The organism is Pseudomonas sp. W2Jun17 (assembly GCF_023127795.1).
Taxonomy (GTDB): domain Bacteria; phylum Pseudomonadota; class Gammaproteobacteria; order Pseudomonadales; family Pseudomonadaceae; genus Aquipseudomonas; species Aquipseudomonas synxantha_A.
This window is the reverse complement of record NZ_SPKO01000025.1, coordinates 528,823-546,094: the sequence shown is the minus strand read 5'-3', so window position 1 is coordinate 546,094 and position 17,272 is coordinate 528,823. Positions and strand designations below refer to the sequence as shown.

Here is a 17,272-nt window from a genome sequence, read left to right as displayed (position 1 = left end):
AGAGAAAACCAGCCGCTCTTTCAGATAGGAGTGACTGGATGTTTCTTATTCTATAATCCCCAGCCTTCGTAGGGCGATTCTGTTTTTTTTGGTAAGGATTACTGACCATATGCTGTTTTCATACCGAGGAGCCCTACGTGCGGGGCTGGTATACCTGCTGATTTCCGTCGTATGGCTCAGACTCAGCCACCAATTATTGATCAACTTTATCGATGAACCGGGGGCGCTGGCGCATTGGCTGCAACTTCGCGGCTACGTCTGGGTAGCCCTGAGTGCGCTGGCTATATACCTGATGGGCGTACGTTTCGCCCGCGCCCACCAACTACAGCTGCCCCTGCAAGAAAACCGCGTACGCCTGCAACAGGCGGCCGCCGTGTTTGATTGCACCCGCGAAGGTGTATTGGTCACCGATGCCCAGGGCCTGATCGTGCACGTCAATCGCGCATTCATGGAGATTACCGGCTACCGCCGCGAAGACGTCATGGGCCAGCCGCCCAGCCTGTTCAAGTCCGGGCGCCATTCGTCGGCTTTCTATCAACAGATGTTTCAGACCCTGGAACGTGAAGGCGAATGGAGCGGCGAAATCTGGAACCGCCGCAAAAGTGGCGAGGTGTATCCACAGTGGCAAACCATCCGTGTGATTCGCGATGAGCGGGGCCATATCAGCCATTACGTCGCGGTGTTCTCGGACATCAGCGCCATCAAGGACTCCGAACACGAACTGGCGCACCTGGCCCATCACGACCCGCTCACCGACCTGCCCAACCGCCTTTTATTCACCGATCGTACCGAGCAGGCCCTGGCCTCGGCGCAAGTGCACAAGCGTGGCTGTGCCCTGCTGTTAATGGACCTGGACCACTTCAAGATCATCAATGACAGCCTTGGCCACAATGTTGGAGACCAGTTGCTCAAGCTGGTGGCTGACCGTCTCAAGGGCCTGTTCGGGCCTGGGGTCACACTCGCGCGGCTGGGCGGCGACGAGTTCGCTGTGCTGGCGGAAAGTTGTCCACAGGTGATCCAGGCCGCTGCCTTGGCGCAGCGCATGCTCAATGCCATGAAAGACCCGTTTGTTTTTGACGGTAATCAATTGTTTATCAGCGCCAGTATTGGCATCAGCCTGTTCCCCAGCGATGCCTTGAGCGCCGAGCAATTACTGCGCAACGCCGACTCCGCGTTGTTCAAGGCCAAAAGCGTCGGCCGCGAGGGCTATGCCCTGTACACCGAAGAGCTGACCGCTCACGCGCAAAATCGCGTGGAGATCGCCAGCGAACTGCGCCGTGCCCTCGACCAGCAGGAACTGCGCGTCTACTACCAGCCGGTGCATAACCTGCCCGACAGCCGTTTGGTGGGCGTTGAAGCGCTGGTGCGCTGGCAGCATCCGGAGCGCGGCCTGGTGCCCCCTGGCGAATTCATCCCCATCGCCGAACGCACCGGGTTGATTGCCGATATCGACGCGTGGGTGATGGACCAGGCGTGCCGGCAGATGTGCCAATGGCTGGCGGACGGCGCGCCGTTGGGCTTTATCGCCGTCAACGTCTCCAGCCGCCTGTTTGCCCGGCGTGAACTCTATGAACAAGTGGCTCAGGTGCTGCACGACACGGGCCTGGACCCGGCGTTTCTTGAGCTGGAAGTCACCGAAAGCGCAGTGATGGACGACCCCGAAGTGGCTCTGGAGCAACTGCACCGTCTGCGCGAACTGGGCTTGCGCCTGGCCATCGACGATTTCGGCACCGGCTACTCTTCGCTGTTGCGCCTCAAGCGCCTGCCGGTGCAGAAGCTGAAGATCGACCAAGGCTTCGTCGCCGGTCTGCCGTGGGACGAAGACGACGCTGCGATCGTGCGCGTGGTCATCGCCCTGGCCAAAAGCATGGGGATGCAGGTACATGCCGAAGGAATCGAGCAGGTGGAACAGGCGCGGTTCCTGTTGGGTCAGGAGTGCGATATGGGCCAGGGGTATTGGTTTGGACGACCGATGCCGGCCCAGGAGATTGATTGGTCACGAGCCCCCGCCATCCGACCTTGAAACACGGTCAAACTGTGGGAGGGGCGGTGCGACCGCCCCTCCCACATTTGGATCACATCAGGCCTTAACTTCAGCATCTGAGCAGAAAATCCACACGCAACCCCGCGCCCTATCAGAAAATTCTTTCTGGTTATATAAACATTCTTAAATAGTATTTTTAAGAATATCCACGCTTATCTACTATCGCCCTCACGCCGCAAGCAGTGTCGTCACTGCCAGGCACTATTCATTTCAGGAGCGAGACCATGAGCGCATCTCTACGTAGCGTCGACGGCCAGGACGAAGCAGCCATTTTGCGTGAGATCCAGAGCGCCTTGCGTGATCTGCGCTTTGGCGCGGTGGAAATCACTGTGCACAACGCCCAAGTGGTACAGATCGAGCGCAAGGAAAAATTCCGCCTGCAGAACCCGGGTAACAAACCGAGCTGAGCAAGAACGGCGATAGACCCGCAACTAATAAGAAAAGCCAACACTCAAGAATTTCAGGAGCTTCTATGTCGTCGATTCGCCGTTATGCCTTGGCCGCGCTGGCCAGTGCCGTGTTTGCCGGTTCCGCTGTTGCCAAGGACTACGAGTTGCTCAATGTCTCGTACGATCCGACCCGTGAGCTGTACCAGGACTACAACGCAGAGTTCACCAACTTCTGGAAGCAGTCTCACCCCGGCGACAACGTCAAGATCCAGCAGTCCCACGGCGGCTCGGGCAAGCAGGCACGAGCAGTGATCGACGGCCTGCGCGCCGACGTGGTGACCCTGGCCCTGGCCGGTGACATCGATGAAGTCGCCAAGCTGGGCAAGACCCTGCCGGAAAACTGGCAGACGCGTCTGCCGGACGCCAGCACCCCGTACACCTCGACCATCGTGTTCCTGGTGCGCAAGGGCAACCCTAAAGGCATCAAGGATTGGGGCGACCTGATCAAGAAAGACGTGTCGGTGATCACGCCCAACCCGAAAACCTCCGGCGGGGCGCGCTGGAACTTCCTTGCTGCCTGGGCCTATGGCCTCAAGGCCGGAGGCAGCGAAGCCAAGGCTCAGGAGTACGTGAAAGAGCTGTTCAAGCACGTCCCGGTACTGGACACCGGCGCCCGGGGTTCTACCATTACCTTCGTCAACAACGGTCAGGGTGACGTATTGCTGGCCTGGGAAAACGAGGCGTTCCTGGCCTTGAAAGAAGACGGCGGCGCCGACAAGTTCGACATTGTCGTGCCGTCCCTGTCGATCCTGGCGGAGCCGCCGGTGGCTGTGGTCGACAAGAACGCCGAGAAAAAAGGCAATACCGAGATCGCCACCGAATACCTCAAACACCTGTACAGCCCGGCCGGCCAGGAGATTGCGGCGAAAAACTTCTACCGCCCACGCGATGCAAAAGTAGCCGCCAAATACGCCCAGCAGTTCCCGAAACTGGACCTGGTGACTATCGACAAAGATTTCGGCGGCTGGAAAACTGCCCAACCGAAATTCTTTAACGACGGTGGCGTGTTCGACCAGATCTACACGGCGCAGTAAGCCAAAGTAACTGTAGGGGCCTGACTTTCTGTAGGAACTGGGCTTGTGTGGGAGCTGGCTTGCCTGCGATAGCATCACCGTGGTGTGGCTGATACACCGAGGTGCCTGCATCGCGGGCAAGCCCGGCTCCCACAGAAAAGCCAGCTGCCACAAAAAGCGCGCTCCTACAGTGGTTTCTACCCTTTAACCAAGGACTCTTATGTCGCGTCGTATTTCCCCCGTCATACCCGGCTTCGGGCTGACGCTGGGCTACACCGTCGTGTACCTCAGCCTGATCGTGCTCATCCCGCTGGCGGCGATGTTTGTACACGCCGCCCAACTCACCTGGGATCAGTTCTGGAACATCATCTCCGCACCTCGCGTGCTGGCGGCGTTAAAGCTGAGCTTCAGCACCGCGCTGTACGCCGCGCTGATCAATGGCGTGATCGGCACGCTGCTGGCCTGGGTGTTGGTGCGTTACACCTTCCCCGGCCGCAAGATCATCGATGCGATGATCGACCTGCCGTTCGCCTTGCCCACCGCCGTCGCCGGTATTGCCTTGACCGCGCTGTATGCGCCTAACGGCCTGGTCGGCCAGTTCGCAACCGACCTGGGCTTCAAGATCGCCTATACCCCCTTGGGCATCACCCTGGCGCTGACCTTCGTGACCTTGCCCTTCGTGGTGCGCACGGTGCAGCCGGTACTGGCCGATATCCCCCGGGAAGTCGAAGAGGCCGCCGCTTGCCTGGGTGCCAAGCCACTGCAGGTGTTCCGCCATATCCTCGTGCCGGCATTGTTGCCTGCCTGGCTGACCGGGTTCGCGTTGGCCTTCGCCCGTGGCGTGGGTGAGTACGGTTCGGTGATCTTCATCGCCGGCAACATGCCGATGAAAACCGAAATCCTGCCGTTGCTGATCATGGTCAAGCTGGACCAATACGACTACCGCGGCGCCACCTCCATTGGTGTGCTGATGCTGGTGGTTTCCTTTGTTTTGCTGCTGCTGATCAACTTGTTGCAGCGGCGCATCGAACGTCCATAAGGAGGCGCGGAACATGTCCCAATCGTCTATTTCCGCCGCGTCCTCGGCCAACGCTGCCCGCCGTGGCAGCGCGACGTCGCGACGTATCCTGATCGGCCTTGGCTGGCTGGTGTTCGCCCTGTTCCTGCTGTTGCCGCTGGTGATCGTGGTGTCCCAGGGCCTGAAGAATGGCCTGGGTTCGTTCTTCACCGCGATCCTTGAGCCGGACGCGCTGTCGGCGCTGAAACTCACGGTGATCGCCGTGTTGATTTCGGTGCCGCTCAACCTGGTGTTCGGGGTCAGCGCGGCCTGGTGCGTAAGCAAGTATTCGTTCCGTGGCAAAAGCATCCTGGTCACGTTGATCGACCTGCCGTTCTCGGTTTCACCGGTGATTGCGGGCCTGGTCTACGTGCTGATGTTCGGCGCCCAGGGCTTCTTCGGCCCATGGTTGCAGGACCATGACATCCAGATCGTGTTCGCCTTGCCCGGCATCGTGCTGGCGACCATCTTCGTTACTGTGCCGTTCGTGGCCCGTGAGCTGATCCCGCTGATGCAGGAGCAAGGCACTCAGGAAGAAGAGGCCGCGCGCCTGCTGGGCGCCAATGGCTGGCAGATGTTCTGGCATGTCACCGTGCCGAACATCAAATGGGGCCTGATCTACGGCGTGGTGCTGTGCACGGCGCGGGCCATGGGCGAGTTCGGCGCGGTGTCGGTGGTGTCCGGGCACATTCGCGGCGTCACCAACACCCTGCCGCTGCACGTCGAGATCCTCTACAACGAATACAACCATGTTGCCGCGTTTGCGGTGGCCAGCCTGTTGCTGATCCTGGCGCTCTTCATCCTGCTGCTCAAGCAGTGGAGCGAGAACCGAATCAACCGCCTGCGCAACAGCGCCGGTGAGGAATAAGTCATGTCGATCGAAGTCCGTAATGTCAGCAAGAACTTCAACGCCTTCAAGGCCCTGGACAGCATCAACCTGGATATCCAGAGTGGCGAGCTGGTGGCGTTGCTGGGCCCGTCCGGCTGCGGCAAGACCACCTTGCTGCGCATCATCGCCGGCCTGGAAACCCCGGATGCCGGCAGCATCGTGTTCCACGGCGAAGACGTGTCCGGCCACGATGTGCGGGATCGCAATGTTGGCTTCGTGTTCCAGCACTACGCCTTGTTCCGCCATATGACCGTGTTCGACAACGTCGCCTTCGGCCTGCGCATGAAGCCGAAAAACCAGCGCCCGAATGAAAGCCAGATCGCGGCCAAGGTCCATGAGCTGCTCAACATGGTGCAACTCGATTGGTTGTCCGACCGCTACCCGGAACAACTCTCCGGTGGCCAGCGCCAGCGTATCGCCCTGGCCCGCGCGCTGGCGGTGGAGCCTAAAGTGCTGCTGCTGGACGAGCCCTTCGGCGCCCTTGATGCCAAGGTGCGTAAAGAGCTGCGCCGCTGGCTGGCGCGCCTGCACGAAGACATCAACCTGACCTCAGTGTTTGTGACCCACGACCAGGAAGAGGCCATGGAAGTCGCCGACCGCATCGTGGTGATGAACAAGGGCGTGATCGAGCAGATCGGCTCACCGGGGGATGTCTACGAAAACCCGGCAAGCGATTTTGTTTATCACTTCCTGGGTGATTCGAACCGCCTGCATTTGGGCGAAGACAAGCACCTGCTGTTCCGCCCCCACGAAGTGTCGTTGTCGCGGCATGAACTGGAAGATCACCATGCGGCCGAGGTACGCGATATTCGTCCGCTGGGCGCAACGACTCGCGTGACCTTGAAGGTGGAAGGGCAAAGCGAGCTGATCGAGGCTGAGGTGGTGAAAGACCACGACAGCCTCACCGGGCTGGCCCGTGGCGAGACCCTGTTCTTCAAACCCAAGGTCTGGCAAAAAGCCTAAACTCAATACAGAACCCAATGTGGGAGGCAGCAAGCCCCCTCCCACATTTAGACTTCACTTGGCTTGAGATCGCGGCGTCCCACCGGGCCTGAACGTTGTTCAATCTGCTTTTGCAGGTCCTGCCGCAACCCCAGCAAAAACGCCAACTCCGCCACCACAAACAACGGCCCCACGATCAGCCCCGACACATCGTCCACAAACGCGGGTTTCTTGCCTTCGTAGTAATGCCCGACAAACTGAATCACCCAGCCCACCACAAACATACCCACGCCACTGCTCAGCCATACCATCGTGCTCTGTGCCGCCAATACATGCCCAGCCCATACCGACAGACCCATCAACACCGTCATCAGCGCGCCCAGGGCCAGTTCCAGGCGCAGGTAGAACCACGCCGAGAACAACGCCAGGAGCACCGCTGGCGAGACCCAAAGGCCACCCACCGTCCACTCGGGGCGTGACAGCAGCACGGCCACGGCAACCACTATCAATGGGATACCGATAAAGTGACTGACAATATTGCGCGGGTCGCGGTGGTAGGCAGCGTATTGACTGAGGTGGTCGACGAGGCTTTTCATTGTTGTTCCTCCTGTAGGATGTTTGATCATGCCCTGTCAGTCGGTGCCTAACTGTCAATTGGGCGACAATCTTCGGAGTTCCCATGGACACAGGCAAATGGCACGCGCAATTGGTTCGCGGTCAGTGGTTCAGCCACTTGCCGCCAGACTTTCAGCGTAGCCTGCTGGGGGCGGCGCGGTTGCGCGTACTTGCAACGGGGCAGTTCCTGTTCAAACGCGGCGACCCGCCGTGTGGCCTGTATGCGGTGCTGGAAGGGGCGGTGCGCATCAGTGCCGTCAGCGCCCAAGGCAAGGAAGCGGTATTGAGCCTGGTGGAAACCCCTCACTGGTTCGGCGAGATCTGCCTGTTCGACAACCTGCCACGCACCCACGATGCCCTCGCCACGGGAGCCTGCACGCTGTTGCAGATACCGCAGGTGGCGATACTCAAGATTCTTGAACAACAACCGGTGTTCTGGCGCGATATGGCGCTGTTGATGAGCCATAAACTGCGCCTGTCTTTGATCAACATTGAGCAGATAAGCCTGATGCCCGCCTCAAAGCGTCTGGCCCATCGGTTGCTGATGATCGCCCAGGGTTACGGCGAAATAGAGCAGGCGCGCCGCGTGCTGCAACTGCCTCAGGAGGATCTGGCGGCGATGCTGGGCCTGTCGCGCCAGACCATCAACAGTCTGCTCAAGGCGCTGGAGCAACAGGGCATCATTGGTTTGAGCTACGGCGCCATCGAGATACTGGACCTCGCCGGGCTGCGCCTGGCCGCGGGCCTATGAACCGCGATAGGTGGAGAAGCCGTAAGGGCTGAGCAACAGCGGGATGTGGTAGTGCTGGTCGACCTGCTTGACCTGGAAAATCACCGGCACCTCGGGGAAGAACGTCTCGCGGTTGGCCTTCTTGTAGTAATCGCCGGTCTTGAACACTACACGGTACTCGCCCGGCTTCATGCTCTGGTCGGCGGGGAACAGTTCGGCGATGCGTCCCTGTTGATTGGTCACGCCCTGGGACAGTGATTGCCACTGATCGCCCACATGCTGTTCCAGGGTGACGCTGACACCGGCCGATGGCAGGCCGTTTTCCAGGTTGAGCACGTGTACGCTCAGCGGGTTGCCGGCGGCCAGGGCCAGGTTGCACAGGCCGCTCAGGCTGAGGGCGGCAAGGGTCATGCTTAGGGTTTTCATGGGGAAGTCCTTTTGGAAGGGGTCAAGTCAGGGGGTGATTTTCAAGCCCAGTTGCTCGGCAGCCTGTACGGCGCAGGCTTCGTCCTGCGCAGCGCCGCCGGCACCGGCGATGCCCAGCGCGCCGACCAGTTCAGCATCAGCGAACAGCGGCACGCCGCCGCCGAGCAACAGCAACTCGGGCAAGCTGTTAAGGTTGGCGGCTTCAGGGTTGTTACGCGCACGCTCGGCAAACAGCCGGGTTGGGGTTTTGGTCGACAGCGCCGTGTATGCCTTGCGTTGGCTGGCGAAGCTGTTGTGCGGGCCGACACCGTCCGCCCGCAGGGCCACCAGCAAATTGCCACCGCGGTCCAATACCGTCAGCGCGGCCGTGCAGTGGGCCAGGCTGGCGTCGGCCAGTTGGCGCGCAGTGTGCAAATCCAGCTCGGCATGGCGTGGCAGTGGTGGCGTTGCCTGTGCAGCGGTGGTCACAGCGAGGCTCAAGAACAAAGCGGTGCGATACATGTTTGTGGCTCCAGGAGGCAGGTGCTCACGGTAGCCAGTGGACGCGGACAAAAGCCGCACAATTGGATGACAGGTTTGTAATCAAACCCAGAGGTAAGACATGCAGGTGTTGTTAGTGGAAGACCAGCCGCAACTGGCGCAGCTTATGGCCCAGGGCCTGAGCGAGGCCGGCTTCTCTGTGGAAGTTGCGGCCAACGGCATGGCGGCGCAGCGGTTTGTGGAAAGCACTGTGTACGAGCTGGTGATTCTGGATGTGATGCTGCCGGGCTTGAACGCCTGGAAATTGCAGCAGGCGATTCGCCAACGCGGCAAAACGCCGATTTTGTTTTTGACCACGCCTGGCGGGATTGAAGACCGGTTGCGGGGGTTGGAGCTGCATGAGGATGATTACTTGCTCAAGCCGTTTGACGCCAAGGTGTTAGTGGCGCGGGTGAGGAAAGTATTGCGCCGGGATCGTGGGCGTTGATTGCCTGGGCGACCGCTATCGGGAGCAAGCCCCCTCCCACACTTTGAACGTGTTCACAAATCAGAATGTGGGAGGGGGCTTGCCCCCGATGAGGCCATCACAGCCACTGAAAATCCTCCTACCGCAATCCCTCCCGAAATTGCCCGGGCGTCATCCCCGTCCAACGCTTGAACGCCCGGTTGAAACTGCTGGTATCGGCAAACCCCAGCAAATGGCTGATCTCGGCCAACGAACACTGCGGATCCCTCAGGTGCAGCAACGCCAGGTTCTGCCTGCACTCATTGAGCAGCGCATCAAACCGACAGCCTTCATCCGCCAGGTGGCGCTGCAAGCTGCGCAAGCTCAGGTGCAAGGCCTGGGCAACGCGTTCGGCACTCGGCTCGCCATCGGGCAATTGCGCCTCGATCACGGCGCGCACCTTGCGCTCCCAGGTCAGCGGTTGCAGGTGGGCGAGGGTGCGCTTGAGCACGGTTTCATTGTGTTCGGCCAATTCCGGGTTGGCGTCGTCAAGATGGCTGTCGAAGTCGTGGGCAGCGAACTCCAGGCGGTCTTCGCTGGCGGCAAAAAACACCGGCGAGCGCAATACGGTATGCCACGGCGTGGGGTCGGCGGGTTCCGGGCGCATTAGATAAACGGCCAACGGCGCGTAGTCACGCCCCAGGCGGTTGCGGCAAGTGCGCACATAGATCGCCACGAAGGCGTCGATGGCCTCCGGCGCTGGCGCGGGGCTGCCTTGGGGTTGGAGCAGGCGAAAGTGGTACGCGTCGCCATGGCGGGTCAGCTCCAGGCTCAGGGCGTCACTGACCACCTGGTGATAGCGCACGATGCGCTCGAACACCTCGCGCAAGCTGCCGCTGGCCACCAGGGCATAACCGAGGGCGTGAAAGGTGGTGGGGCTGACGAACCGCGACACCCGCAAGCCAATCGCCGGATCACCGCTGGCCTGCACCGCCAGTTGCCAGAGGCGCGTGGTGGCCGACAACGGATAGCGTGCGTTGGGGTCGTCCATCTGCTGCGGGTCGAGCCCGGCCTCGGCGCACAGCGTGGCGCTGTTCAGGCCCAGGGCGTCGAGCTGCTTGCGCAGGGCGCGGGTCCAACTGGCGAGGGAAGTGGGTTCGGTCATGGCGATTGGCGCTTGCGGTCAACAGGTTGGCGTCCGGGGCTAGCGTCCTGCCCGATCGCTTAGGGCAGGATGGACACATCAATGTACAAGAGGATGGAAGCATGGACGGTACTTCTGCAAGTCCCCAACAGATGAACGCACAACAACGTTCAGCGCATATCCGTGAGGTGGTGCTGGCCGAGGGCGCCCGATTGCGCCAGCGCCATCCCTGGCTGCTGCATCAGGACGCCCTGGGCGTGGGCATCCTGGCGTTTGCCTTGTTGGGCATGCTCGGCTCGGCGGCGCTCTATATCAGCGGTCACCTGGCCTGGTGGGCGTGCCTGCTGCTCAATGCGTTCTTTGCTTCACTGACCCACGAGTTGGAGCACGACCTGATCCACAGCATGTACTTTCGCAAGCAGCGCCTGCCCCACAACCTGATGATGGGCCTGGTATGGCTGGCACGGCCAAGCACGATCAACCCGTGGATACGCCGGCATTTGCACCTCAACCATCACAAGGTCTCCGGCACGGAGGCCGATATGGAAGAGCGCGCCATTACCAACGGCGAGCCCTGGGGGGTTGCGCGGCTGCTGATGGTGGGGGACAACATGATGTCAGCCTTGATCCGAATGCTGCGGGCCAAGACCTGGGCACACAAGTTCAGCATCCTCAAGCGCGTGGTGCTGGTGTATGCCCCGCTGGCACTGCTGCATTGGGGCGCCTGGTACGTCTTCCTGGGCTTTCATGCCGCCAACGGCATCGCCAGCCTGTTGGGCGCGCCGATCATGTGGTCGGCCGGCACCTTGCAGATGATGCAGGTGATCGACATCGCTGCAGTGGTGATCATCGGCCCCAACGTATTGCGTACGTTCTGCCTGCACTTTGTCAGCTCCAACATGCACTACTACGGCGATGTGGAACTGGGCAACGTGATCCAGCAGACCCAGGTATTGAACCCCTGGTGGCTGTGGCCGTTGCAGGCGTTCTGCTTCAACTTCGGCAGCACCCATGGCATCCATCACTTTGTGGTGAAGGAGCCGTTCTACATTCGCCAGATGACCGTCAAGGTGGCGCATAAGGTCATGGCCCAGATGGGCGTGCGCTTCAATGATTTCGGCACCTTCGCCCGGGCCAATCGGTTTGAGCGCCAGGAGCAGCCGGGCGTCAAACTCGCCTTCAGCAAGCAATGAACGCCAGGGGCAAATCGCGGATCTGTTCGCGCACCGGCGGCTGGTAGTGGTCGTCACTGATCAGTTCATGCAGCAATTGTTCGCGCAGTTGGTGGAATTCAAAGCTGCTGCGCTGGCGCGGATGGGGCAGGGTGATGTCCACCACCTGCTTGATGCGCCCCGGCCGGGGTTCCATCACCACCACGCGGTCGGCGAGGAAAATCGCCTCTTCCACATCATGGGTGACCAGTACCGTGGTGATCCTGGCGCGGGCGCGAATTGCCAGGAGTTCGTCCTGCATCTGCTGGCGGGTCAGTGCGTCGAGGGCGCCGAAGGGTTCGTCCAGCAACAGGATGCGTGGGCTGGCTACCAGGCCACGAGCGATCGCCACCCGTTGCGCCATGCCGCCGGAGAGTTGATGCGGGTAGGCACGCGTGAAATCGGTGAGGCCCACCAGCTCGATAAAGTCACGGATGCGCCGGTTGCGCTCGGCCTCGTTCAGCGGCTCGTTGACCAGGCCCAGGCCGATGTTCTGCGCCACGGTCAGCCAGGGAAACAGGCGGTGCTCCTGGAACACGATACCGCGCTCGCCACCGATACCGCTGACGGCCTTGCCATCAACCTGGATCTCGCCGCGATATTGCGTGTCGAGCCCCACCAGCAGACGCAGCAGGGTGGACTTGCCGCAACCGCTGGCGCCGACAATCGCGACAAATTCCCCTTCGGCAATCTGCAGGTTGAATTCGCGGATGGCTTCCAGTTCGAAGCCGTCGACATCGAAGCTTTTGCCCACATGGTTGAAGCTGACAATCGGTGCGTTCATGCGTGTCTCCAGCGGGTGGCACGGGTTTCGATGCGTTGGCCGATCAGGTTGAGGGCGGCGCCGGTGAGGCCGACCAGGAGCATGCCGCTCATGATCAGGTCCATGCGCAGCAGCTGTTGGGCGCCGATCATCAGGCTGCCGATGCCGCCGTCCGAGGGCATGAAATATTCCGCGCCGATGGTGCCCATCCAGGCGTAGATCAGGCTCAGGCGCAGGCCGGCGAAAATCCCCGCCGCGGCCCCCGGCAGTACCAGGCGACGCAGACGTTGCCACAGGCTCAGGCGCAGCACTTGCGCGGCTTCGCGCAGTTGCGGCGACAGGTTGAGCACGCTGCGCTGAGTGGCGATGAATAACGGGAAGAACGCGGCGAGGGCGATAAACACCCACTTGGCCAGTTCACCCAGGCCGAACCAGGCAGTGAGCAGCGGCACCCAGGCGAAAATCGCGATCTGGCGCAGCGCGGCCAGGGTCGGGCCAAGTACCCGCTCACTGCGCCGCGACAGCCCCAGCCACAAGCCCACGGCAAAGCCCAGGCTGCCGCCGAGCAGCAAGCCACCCACGGCCCGGCCGAGGCTTTTGCCCAGCGCCGTGGTCAGGCTGCCATCCAGCACACCCGCCACGGTGGTTTGCAGCACCGCTTGGGGGCTGACCAGAATGTTCGGGTCGACCCAACCCTGTTGCGTTGCCACTTGCCACAACGCCAGCAATAGCAGCGGCAACAGCCACGGTTGCAAGCGTTGCCAGCCTTCATAGCGTGGCCCGCGGCGGATCTGCGCTGTAGCCGGATGGGGCCAGTGCACCCACTTGCGATCCAGCCAACCGATGCCGCGGTCCATCACCACACCCAGCACGCCGATGACCACGATGCACACAAAGACAATATCGAGCATGAACAACTGGCGCGCCCACACCATCAGGTAGCCAATGCCTTCGCTGGAGGCCAGCAACTCCACGGCCAGCAACGACGTCCAGCCCGCCGCCAGGGCCAGGCGTACCCCGGCCATGAACGCCGGTAGCGCAGCGGGCAGGATCAGGCGGCGGATCAGCAAGTGGGTGGGCAGGCGCAACACGCGGGCGGCTTCGCGCAGGTTGGGTTGGGCGTCGCGCACGCCCACCAGGGTGTGCAGAGTTACGGGCACCACAATGGCCTTGACCAGCACCACCAGTTTCAAGGTTTCGCCAATGCCGAAAAACACCATGAACAGCGGAATCCACGCCAAGGTCGGTACCTGCGACAGCGCGCTGAACGTGGGGAATACCAAACGCTCGGCGCGGGCGCTGAAACCCAGGACTGCGCCGAGTATCGCGCCCACGCCGATACCGGCCAGCAGGCCCCAGAACAGGCGCTGCAAGCTGATCGCAAGATGGCTCCATAACTCGCCACCGGCCAACTCCACTGCGCTGCTCCACACCAGGGTGGGGGCGGGCAGAATCTGTTCGCTCATCCAGTGATTGCGACTGGCCAACCACCATAGGGCAAACAACGTGAACGGCAGCAGCCACGCCAACAGGCGCTGACACAGCTGCGGCCAACGCGGCACTCTACCGTTGGACGGGGCCACCAGAGGTAGGCTCAAAAGTGAAATCCGGGCCATGGAAGACCTCCGTGTCGCCAAATGCATTATGTGATTTCGATCTTATAAAAACGTAATCAAGATGATTGCGAGATAAGAGAAATCATTTAAAGCCTCAGCTCTCCACGCATCCAATGCATTCGAAGAATATTTTCGATGCTGTTCATGCATACCGCTCTGGAGCCTGTGTATTCGCTCGCATAGTCCAAAAAGCTATTAAATTGTGCATTTATAGTATTTAAAGTTTTGTTCGTGCTGTGCCTATTTTTTGCTCCCCAGGCGACCGTCGCCCACCAGGAGCTGCGCTTATGAAACTGCCCTTCAAACGTCTGATCAGCCTGTTCGCCGGTACCGCCCTGGCCGGGCTGGTGCATGCCGCGGACCTCAAGGAAATTCGCATCGCCGTGCCCGACCTCAGTGCCGGCAGCCAGCACAGTGGCGGCGGCATCACCGACGTTTTGCGTGAACAGCAAATCTATGAAAAAGCCTTTGCCGACCAAGGCATCAAGATCCAGTGGAATTACTTCAAAGGCGCGGGCCCTGTGATCAATGAAGCCTTCGCCAACGGCCAGGTGGACCTCGCCTATCTGGGCGACCTGGCGGCAATCATCGGCCGTTCCAATGGCCTGGATACGCGGCTGCTCAGCGCCACCGCACGTGGGGTCAAGCACTACCTCGGTGTGGTGCCGGGTTCAGGCATCAAGACCCTGCAAGACCTCAAGGGTAGGCGCGTGGCGGTGTTTCGCGGCACGGCCAGCCAGTTGTCGTTCGACAGCGCATTGGCCAGCCAGGGCTTGAGTGAGAAGGACCTGAAGGTCATCAACCTGGACTTCAATGCCGCCAGCGCTGCGCTGGCCGCCAAGCAGATTGACGCAACCTGGGGCGGTTCCACTCTCACGGCGTTGCAGGCCAAAGGCTTGGCAGAAATACCGCTGACCACGAAGGACCTGGGCGATGCCGGCAGCATCCAGGCCGTGCTGGTGGGCAGCGCCAAGTTTGTCGACGAACACCCAGATGCTGTGGCCAAGCTGCTCAAGGCCCAGCAGCAAGCAGTGCAGTGGTTGACCGATGACAACAATAAGCAGGCTTACATCGCGCTGGTGTCGGGGTTGGCCAGTTACCCGCCGGTGATCCTGACCAATGATTTGAAAGACCAGAAACTCAGTGAGATTTTCCCCTCGACCCTGGACCCGGTGTTCCTGGGCAAATTGCAGGATGCGGTGGATTTGGCCTCGAAGGAGAAGCTGATTCGCAAGTCGTTTCAGGTGAGCGATTGGGTGGCGCCGGGTTTGGTGGCGGCGGGGCTCTGAGCTTGTCGGTGCCTGGGCTATCGCTATCGCAGGCAAGCCAGCTCCCACACTTGAATGTGTTCACCGCTCAATGTGGGAGCTGGCTTGCCCGCGATGAGGCCCTTCAAACCGCCACACTTACCTGCTGGCTATCCACCTCCACCAACGTCTCGATCATCGCCTTCGCCGCTGGCGACAACCGCGACCCCGTGCGGCTGACGATCCCGCAGCGTGCGCTCAGGGTATCCATGTGCTGCGGCAGGTTGCGCCAGTGCAGCAGCACCAGCGAACCGCTGGCCACATCCTCGGCGAACGCTTCCTCGGTGCCGACGCCGATGGCGTTGGATTGCAGCACAATCTTCACCAGCGCCGGGAAGTGCTCGGTGTGGATGCTCGGGGAAAAATCCATGCGCCCACTCAGGTTCGCCAGCAGTTTGCGAATACCCTGGGAGATCAGCGGCGCGGCCAGCGGATAGTCGAACATATCGTTGGTCGACAGGCTGTCCTTGGCCAGCAACGGGTGCCCGGGGCGGCAGAAAAAGACGCCGCGCTTGGGTGTCAGTGCGCGGGTCTGGAAATTCGGGTCGGCCTCGAACTGACGGATGTCGGCGATAAAGAATTCGATCTCTTCACGGCTCAGGCTGCGGCTGAGGGTTTCCCAGTTGTCCACCTGGAAACTCGTGCGGATTTTCGGGTGGGCGTTGATAAATCGCGCCACCGCATCCGGCACCAACTTCACCGCTGGCGCGGGGCCGCAGCCGAAGCGCAGGTCGCCGGCGTCGAGCTTGGTCATGCGCGTCACTTCACTGCTCAGCAGCGCTGCGCCGTGCACCAGGCTCAGGGCGTGCTGCAACACCACCTGGCCTTCCGGCGTAGGGCGCAGGTCCTTGTGGCCGCGGTCTACCAGCACGCAACCAAACTCCTGTTCCAGCCCTTGGATGCTGCGGCTGAACGCTGGTTGGGTGATGCCCATGGCGTCCGCCGCACGCACGAAACTGCGGTGTTCGTTGAGGGCGATGAAGTAGCGCAGTTGGCGAAGATCCATATGCTTTCCCGGCATTTTAAAAATAGGTCGAAGGCATTTGCGACCGAGCAAGCTGAGGTTTTAAATGCAAGCTCTTATTCCGTCAACGAAGCATTGATTCATTTGCTAGATCTAAAATGCATATGGATAGAGCGTTGCTGGAAAGCATCTCCACCATCAGCAGGCACATGAGGGTCATCACAATGAGCAACGCCGCATTAGCTGTTCAACCCATCGCCCACGCGCTCGACATCCACCCGGTGGCCGGTCGTATCGGCGCCGAGATCCGTGGCATCAAACTGTCTGGTGACCTGGATGCCGCCACCGTTGAGGCCATCCAGCAGGCACTGGTGCAGTACAAGGTCATCTTCTTCCGCGAACAAACCCATCTCGATGACCAGAGCCAGGAAGCCTTCGCCCACCTGCTTGGTGAGCCGATTGCACACCCTACGGTGCCGGTGCGCGACGGCACGCGCTTTCTGATGGAATTGGATGGCACCCGTGGTCAGCGCGCCAACTCCTGGCACACCGACGTGACTTTCGTCGATGCCTACCCGAAAGCTTCGATCCTGCGTTCGGTGCTGGCGCCAGCGTCCGGCGGCGACACCGTCTGGGCCAATACCGCCGCCGCTTACAACGACCTCAGCGTCGAGCTGCGTGCGTTGGCTGACCACCTATGGGCGGTGCACAGCAACGAATACGACTACGCCGCACGCAAGCCGGATGTGGCGGTGGAGAAGCTCGAGGAATACCGCAAGGTCTTCACTTCCACGGTGTACGAAACCGAACACCCGGTGGTGCGTGTGCACCCGGTCAGCGGTGAGAAAACCCTGCTGCTGGGGCACTTCGTCAAGCGCCTGAAAGGCTATTCCCAGGCGGAGTCGGCGCAACTGTTCAACCTGCTGCAAGGCCACGTCACCCGCCTGGAAAACACCGTGCGCTGGCGCTGGAATACCGGTGACGTGGCGATCTGGGATAACCGTGCCACCCAGCATTACGCGGTGGACGACTATGGCACCCAAGAGCGCATCGTGCGCCGGGTCACGCTCAAGGGTGATGTGCCGGTGGGTGTGCAGGGGCAGCGCAGCCAGACCACCAAAGGTCTCTAAACCAGTTGGAGATCAAAATGTGGGAGGGGGCTTGCTCCCGATAGCAG

General features: G+C 61.0%; 18 protein-coding genes. 11 read left to right on the top strand and 7 right to left on the bottom strand.

Translation table 11 applies throughout. The annotated features are described in order from the left end of the window. Positions 1-109 precede the first annotated feature (109 nt). The 6 genes from dibA (at position 110) to E4O98_RS16125 (ending at position 6,415) form a co-directional block, all read left to right on the top strand. Complete coding sequence (gene dibA, locus E4O98_RS16150; protein ID WP_103734022.1) at positions 110-2,023, top strand: phosphodiesterase DibA; 1,914 nt, start codon at positions 110-112, stop codon at positions 2,021-2,023. A gap of 245 nt (positions 2,024-2,268) precedes the next feature. After that, positions 2,269-2,451, top strand: a complete 183-nt coding sequence (gene oscA, locus E4O98_RS16145) for a sulfur starvation response protein OscA (protein ID WP_003170956.1) — start codon at positions 2,269-2,271, stop codon at positions 2,449-2,451. Between the two features lie 65 nt (positions 2,452-2,516). After that, on the top strand, positions 2,517-3,527 hold the full coding sequence (locus tag E4O98_RS16140) for a sulfate ABC transporter substrate-binding protein (RefSeq protein WP_005783707.1): 1,011 nt from the start codon (positions 2,517-2,519) through the stop codon (positions 3,525-3,527). 199 nt (positions 3,528-3,726) lie between these two features. Further along, on the top strand, positions 3,727-4,545 hold the full coding sequence (cysT, locus tag E4O98_RS16135; protein ID WP_005783708.1) for a sulfate ABC transporter permease subunit CysT: 819 nt from the start codon (positions 3,727-3,729) through the stop codon (positions 4,543-4,545). Between the two features lie 13 nt (positions 4,546-4,558). Further along, entirely contained in the window at positions 4,559-5,431 is an 873-nt protein-coding gene (gene cysW, locus E4O98_RS16130) for a sulfate ABC transporter permease subunit CysW (RefSeq protein ID WP_032878463.1), read from the top strand. Between the two features lie 3 nt (positions 5,432-5,434). Further along, the gene (locus tag E4O98_RS16125) at positions 5,435-6,415 is read left to right on the top strand and encodes a sulfate ABC transporter ATP-binding protein (RefSeq protein ID WP_005783710.1); all 981 of its coding nucleotides are present in this window, start codon (positions 5,435-5,437) and stop codon (positions 6,413-6,415) included. Positions 6,416-6,462: 47 nt separating this feature from the next. On the opposite strand, the gene E4O98_RS16120 is transcribed toward E4O98_RS16125, so the two are convergent. Then, positions 6,463-6,990: an Mpo1-like protein gene (locus E4O98_RS16120; RefSeq protein WP_032878461.1), complete on the bottom strand. Its 528-nt coding sequence runs from the start codon at positions 6,988-6,990 to the stop codon at positions 6,463-6,465. 83 nt (positions 6,991-7,073) lie between these two features. Here E4O98_RS16120 and E4O98_RS16115 point away from each other — a divergent pair, with 83 nt between their 5' ends. Then, complete coding sequence (locus tag E4O98_RS16115; RefSeq protein WP_248135710.1) at positions 7,074-7,760, top strand: Crp/Fnr family transcriptional regulator; 687 nt, start codon at positions 7,074-7,076, stop codon at positions 7,758-7,760. Here E4O98_RS16115 and uraH read toward each other — a convergent pair. Both uraH and E4O98_RS16105 read right to left on the bottom strand, forming a co-directional pair. After that, positions 7,755-8,165 carry a hydroxyisourate hydrolase gene (gene uraH / locus E4O98_RS16110; protein WP_122734821.1) on the bottom strand — a complete coding sequence of 137 codons (411 nt, stop codon included), beginning with the start codon at positions 8,163-8,165 and terminating at the stop codon, positions 7,755-7,757. The genes E4O98_RS16115 and uraH overlap by 6 nt on opposite strands. Before the next feature lie 27 nt (positions 8,166-8,192). Continuing rightward, the gene (locus tag E4O98_RS16105; RefSeq protein WP_248135709.1) at positions 8,193-8,666 is read right to left on the bottom strand and encodes a heme-binding protein; all 474 of its coding nucleotides are present in this window, start codon (positions 8,664-8,666) and stop codon (positions 8,193-8,195) included. 100 nt (positions 8,667-8,766) lie between these two features. On the opposite strand from E4O98_RS16105, the gene E4O98_RS16100 reads away from it, so the two are divergent. Further along, entirely contained in the window at positions 8,767-9,132 is a 366-nt protein-coding gene (locus tag E4O98_RS16100) for a response regulator (RefSeq protein ID WP_032878457.1), read from the top strand. Positions 9,133-9,250: 118 nt separating this feature from the next. Here E4O98_RS16100 and E4O98_RS16095 read toward each other — a convergent pair whose 3' ends face one another. Beyond that, positions 9,251-10,255: an AraC family transcriptional regulator gene (locus tag E4O98_RS16095; protein ID WP_078820003.1), complete on the bottom strand. Its 1,005-nt coding sequence runs from the start codon at positions 10,253-10,255 to the stop codon at positions 9,251-9,253. Positions 10,256-10,356: 101 nt separating this feature from the next. On the opposite strand from E4O98_RS16095, the gene E4O98_RS16090 reads away from it, so the two are divergent. Further along, entirely contained in the window at positions 10,357-11,427 is a 1,071-nt protein-coding gene (locus E4O98_RS16090; protein WP_248135708.1) for a fatty acid desaturase, read from the top strand. Here E4O98_RS16090 and E4O98_RS16085 read toward each other — a convergent pair. Together E4O98_RS16085 and E4O98_RS16080 are read right to left on the bottom strand one after the other, a co-directional pair. Beyond that, on the bottom strand, positions 11,414-12,229 hold the full coding sequence (locus E4O98_RS16085) for an ABC transporter ATP-binding protein (protein ID WP_103734017.1): 816 nt from the start codon (positions 12,227-12,229) through the stop codon (positions 11,414-11,416). The two genes, E4O98_RS16090 and E4O98_RS16085, sit on opposite strands and share 14 nt — an antisense overlap. After that, positions 12,226-13,824, bottom strand: coding sequence for an ABC transporter permease (locus E4O98_RS16080; protein WP_248135707.1), 1,599 nt, complete (start codon positions 13,822-13,824; stop codon positions 12,226-12,228). The genes E4O98_RS16085 and E4O98_RS16080 overlap by 4 nt, the downstream gene beginning before the upstream one ends. Before the next feature lie 287 nt (positions 13,825-14,111). Here E4O98_RS16080 and E4O98_RS16075 point away from each other — a divergent pair, with 287 nt between their 5' ends. Beyond that, positions 14,112-15,113, top strand: coding sequence for an ABC transporter substrate-binding protein (locus E4O98_RS16075; protein WP_032878452.1), 1,002 nt, complete (start codon positions 14,112-14,114; stop codon positions 15,111-15,113). A gap of 103 nt (positions 15,114-15,216) precedes the next feature. Here E4O98_RS16075 and E4O98_RS16070 read toward each other — a convergent pair whose 3' ends face one another. Continuing rightward, a complete protein-coding gene (locus E4O98_RS16070) occupies positions 15,217-16,137 on the bottom strand; it encodes a LysR family transcriptional regulator (protein WP_248135706.1) in 921 nt (306 codons plus the stop codon). A 182-nt stretch (positions 16,138-16,319) separates the two neighbouring features. Between E4O98_RS16070 and E4O98_RS16065 the strand changes: the two genes are divergently transcribed. After that, a complete protein-coding gene (locus tag E4O98_RS16065) occupies positions 16,320-17,225 on the top strand; it encodes a TauD/TfdA family dioxygenase (RefSeq protein WP_057010511.1) in 906 nt (301 codons plus the stop codon). Positions 17,226-17,272 lie beyond the last annotated feature (47 nt).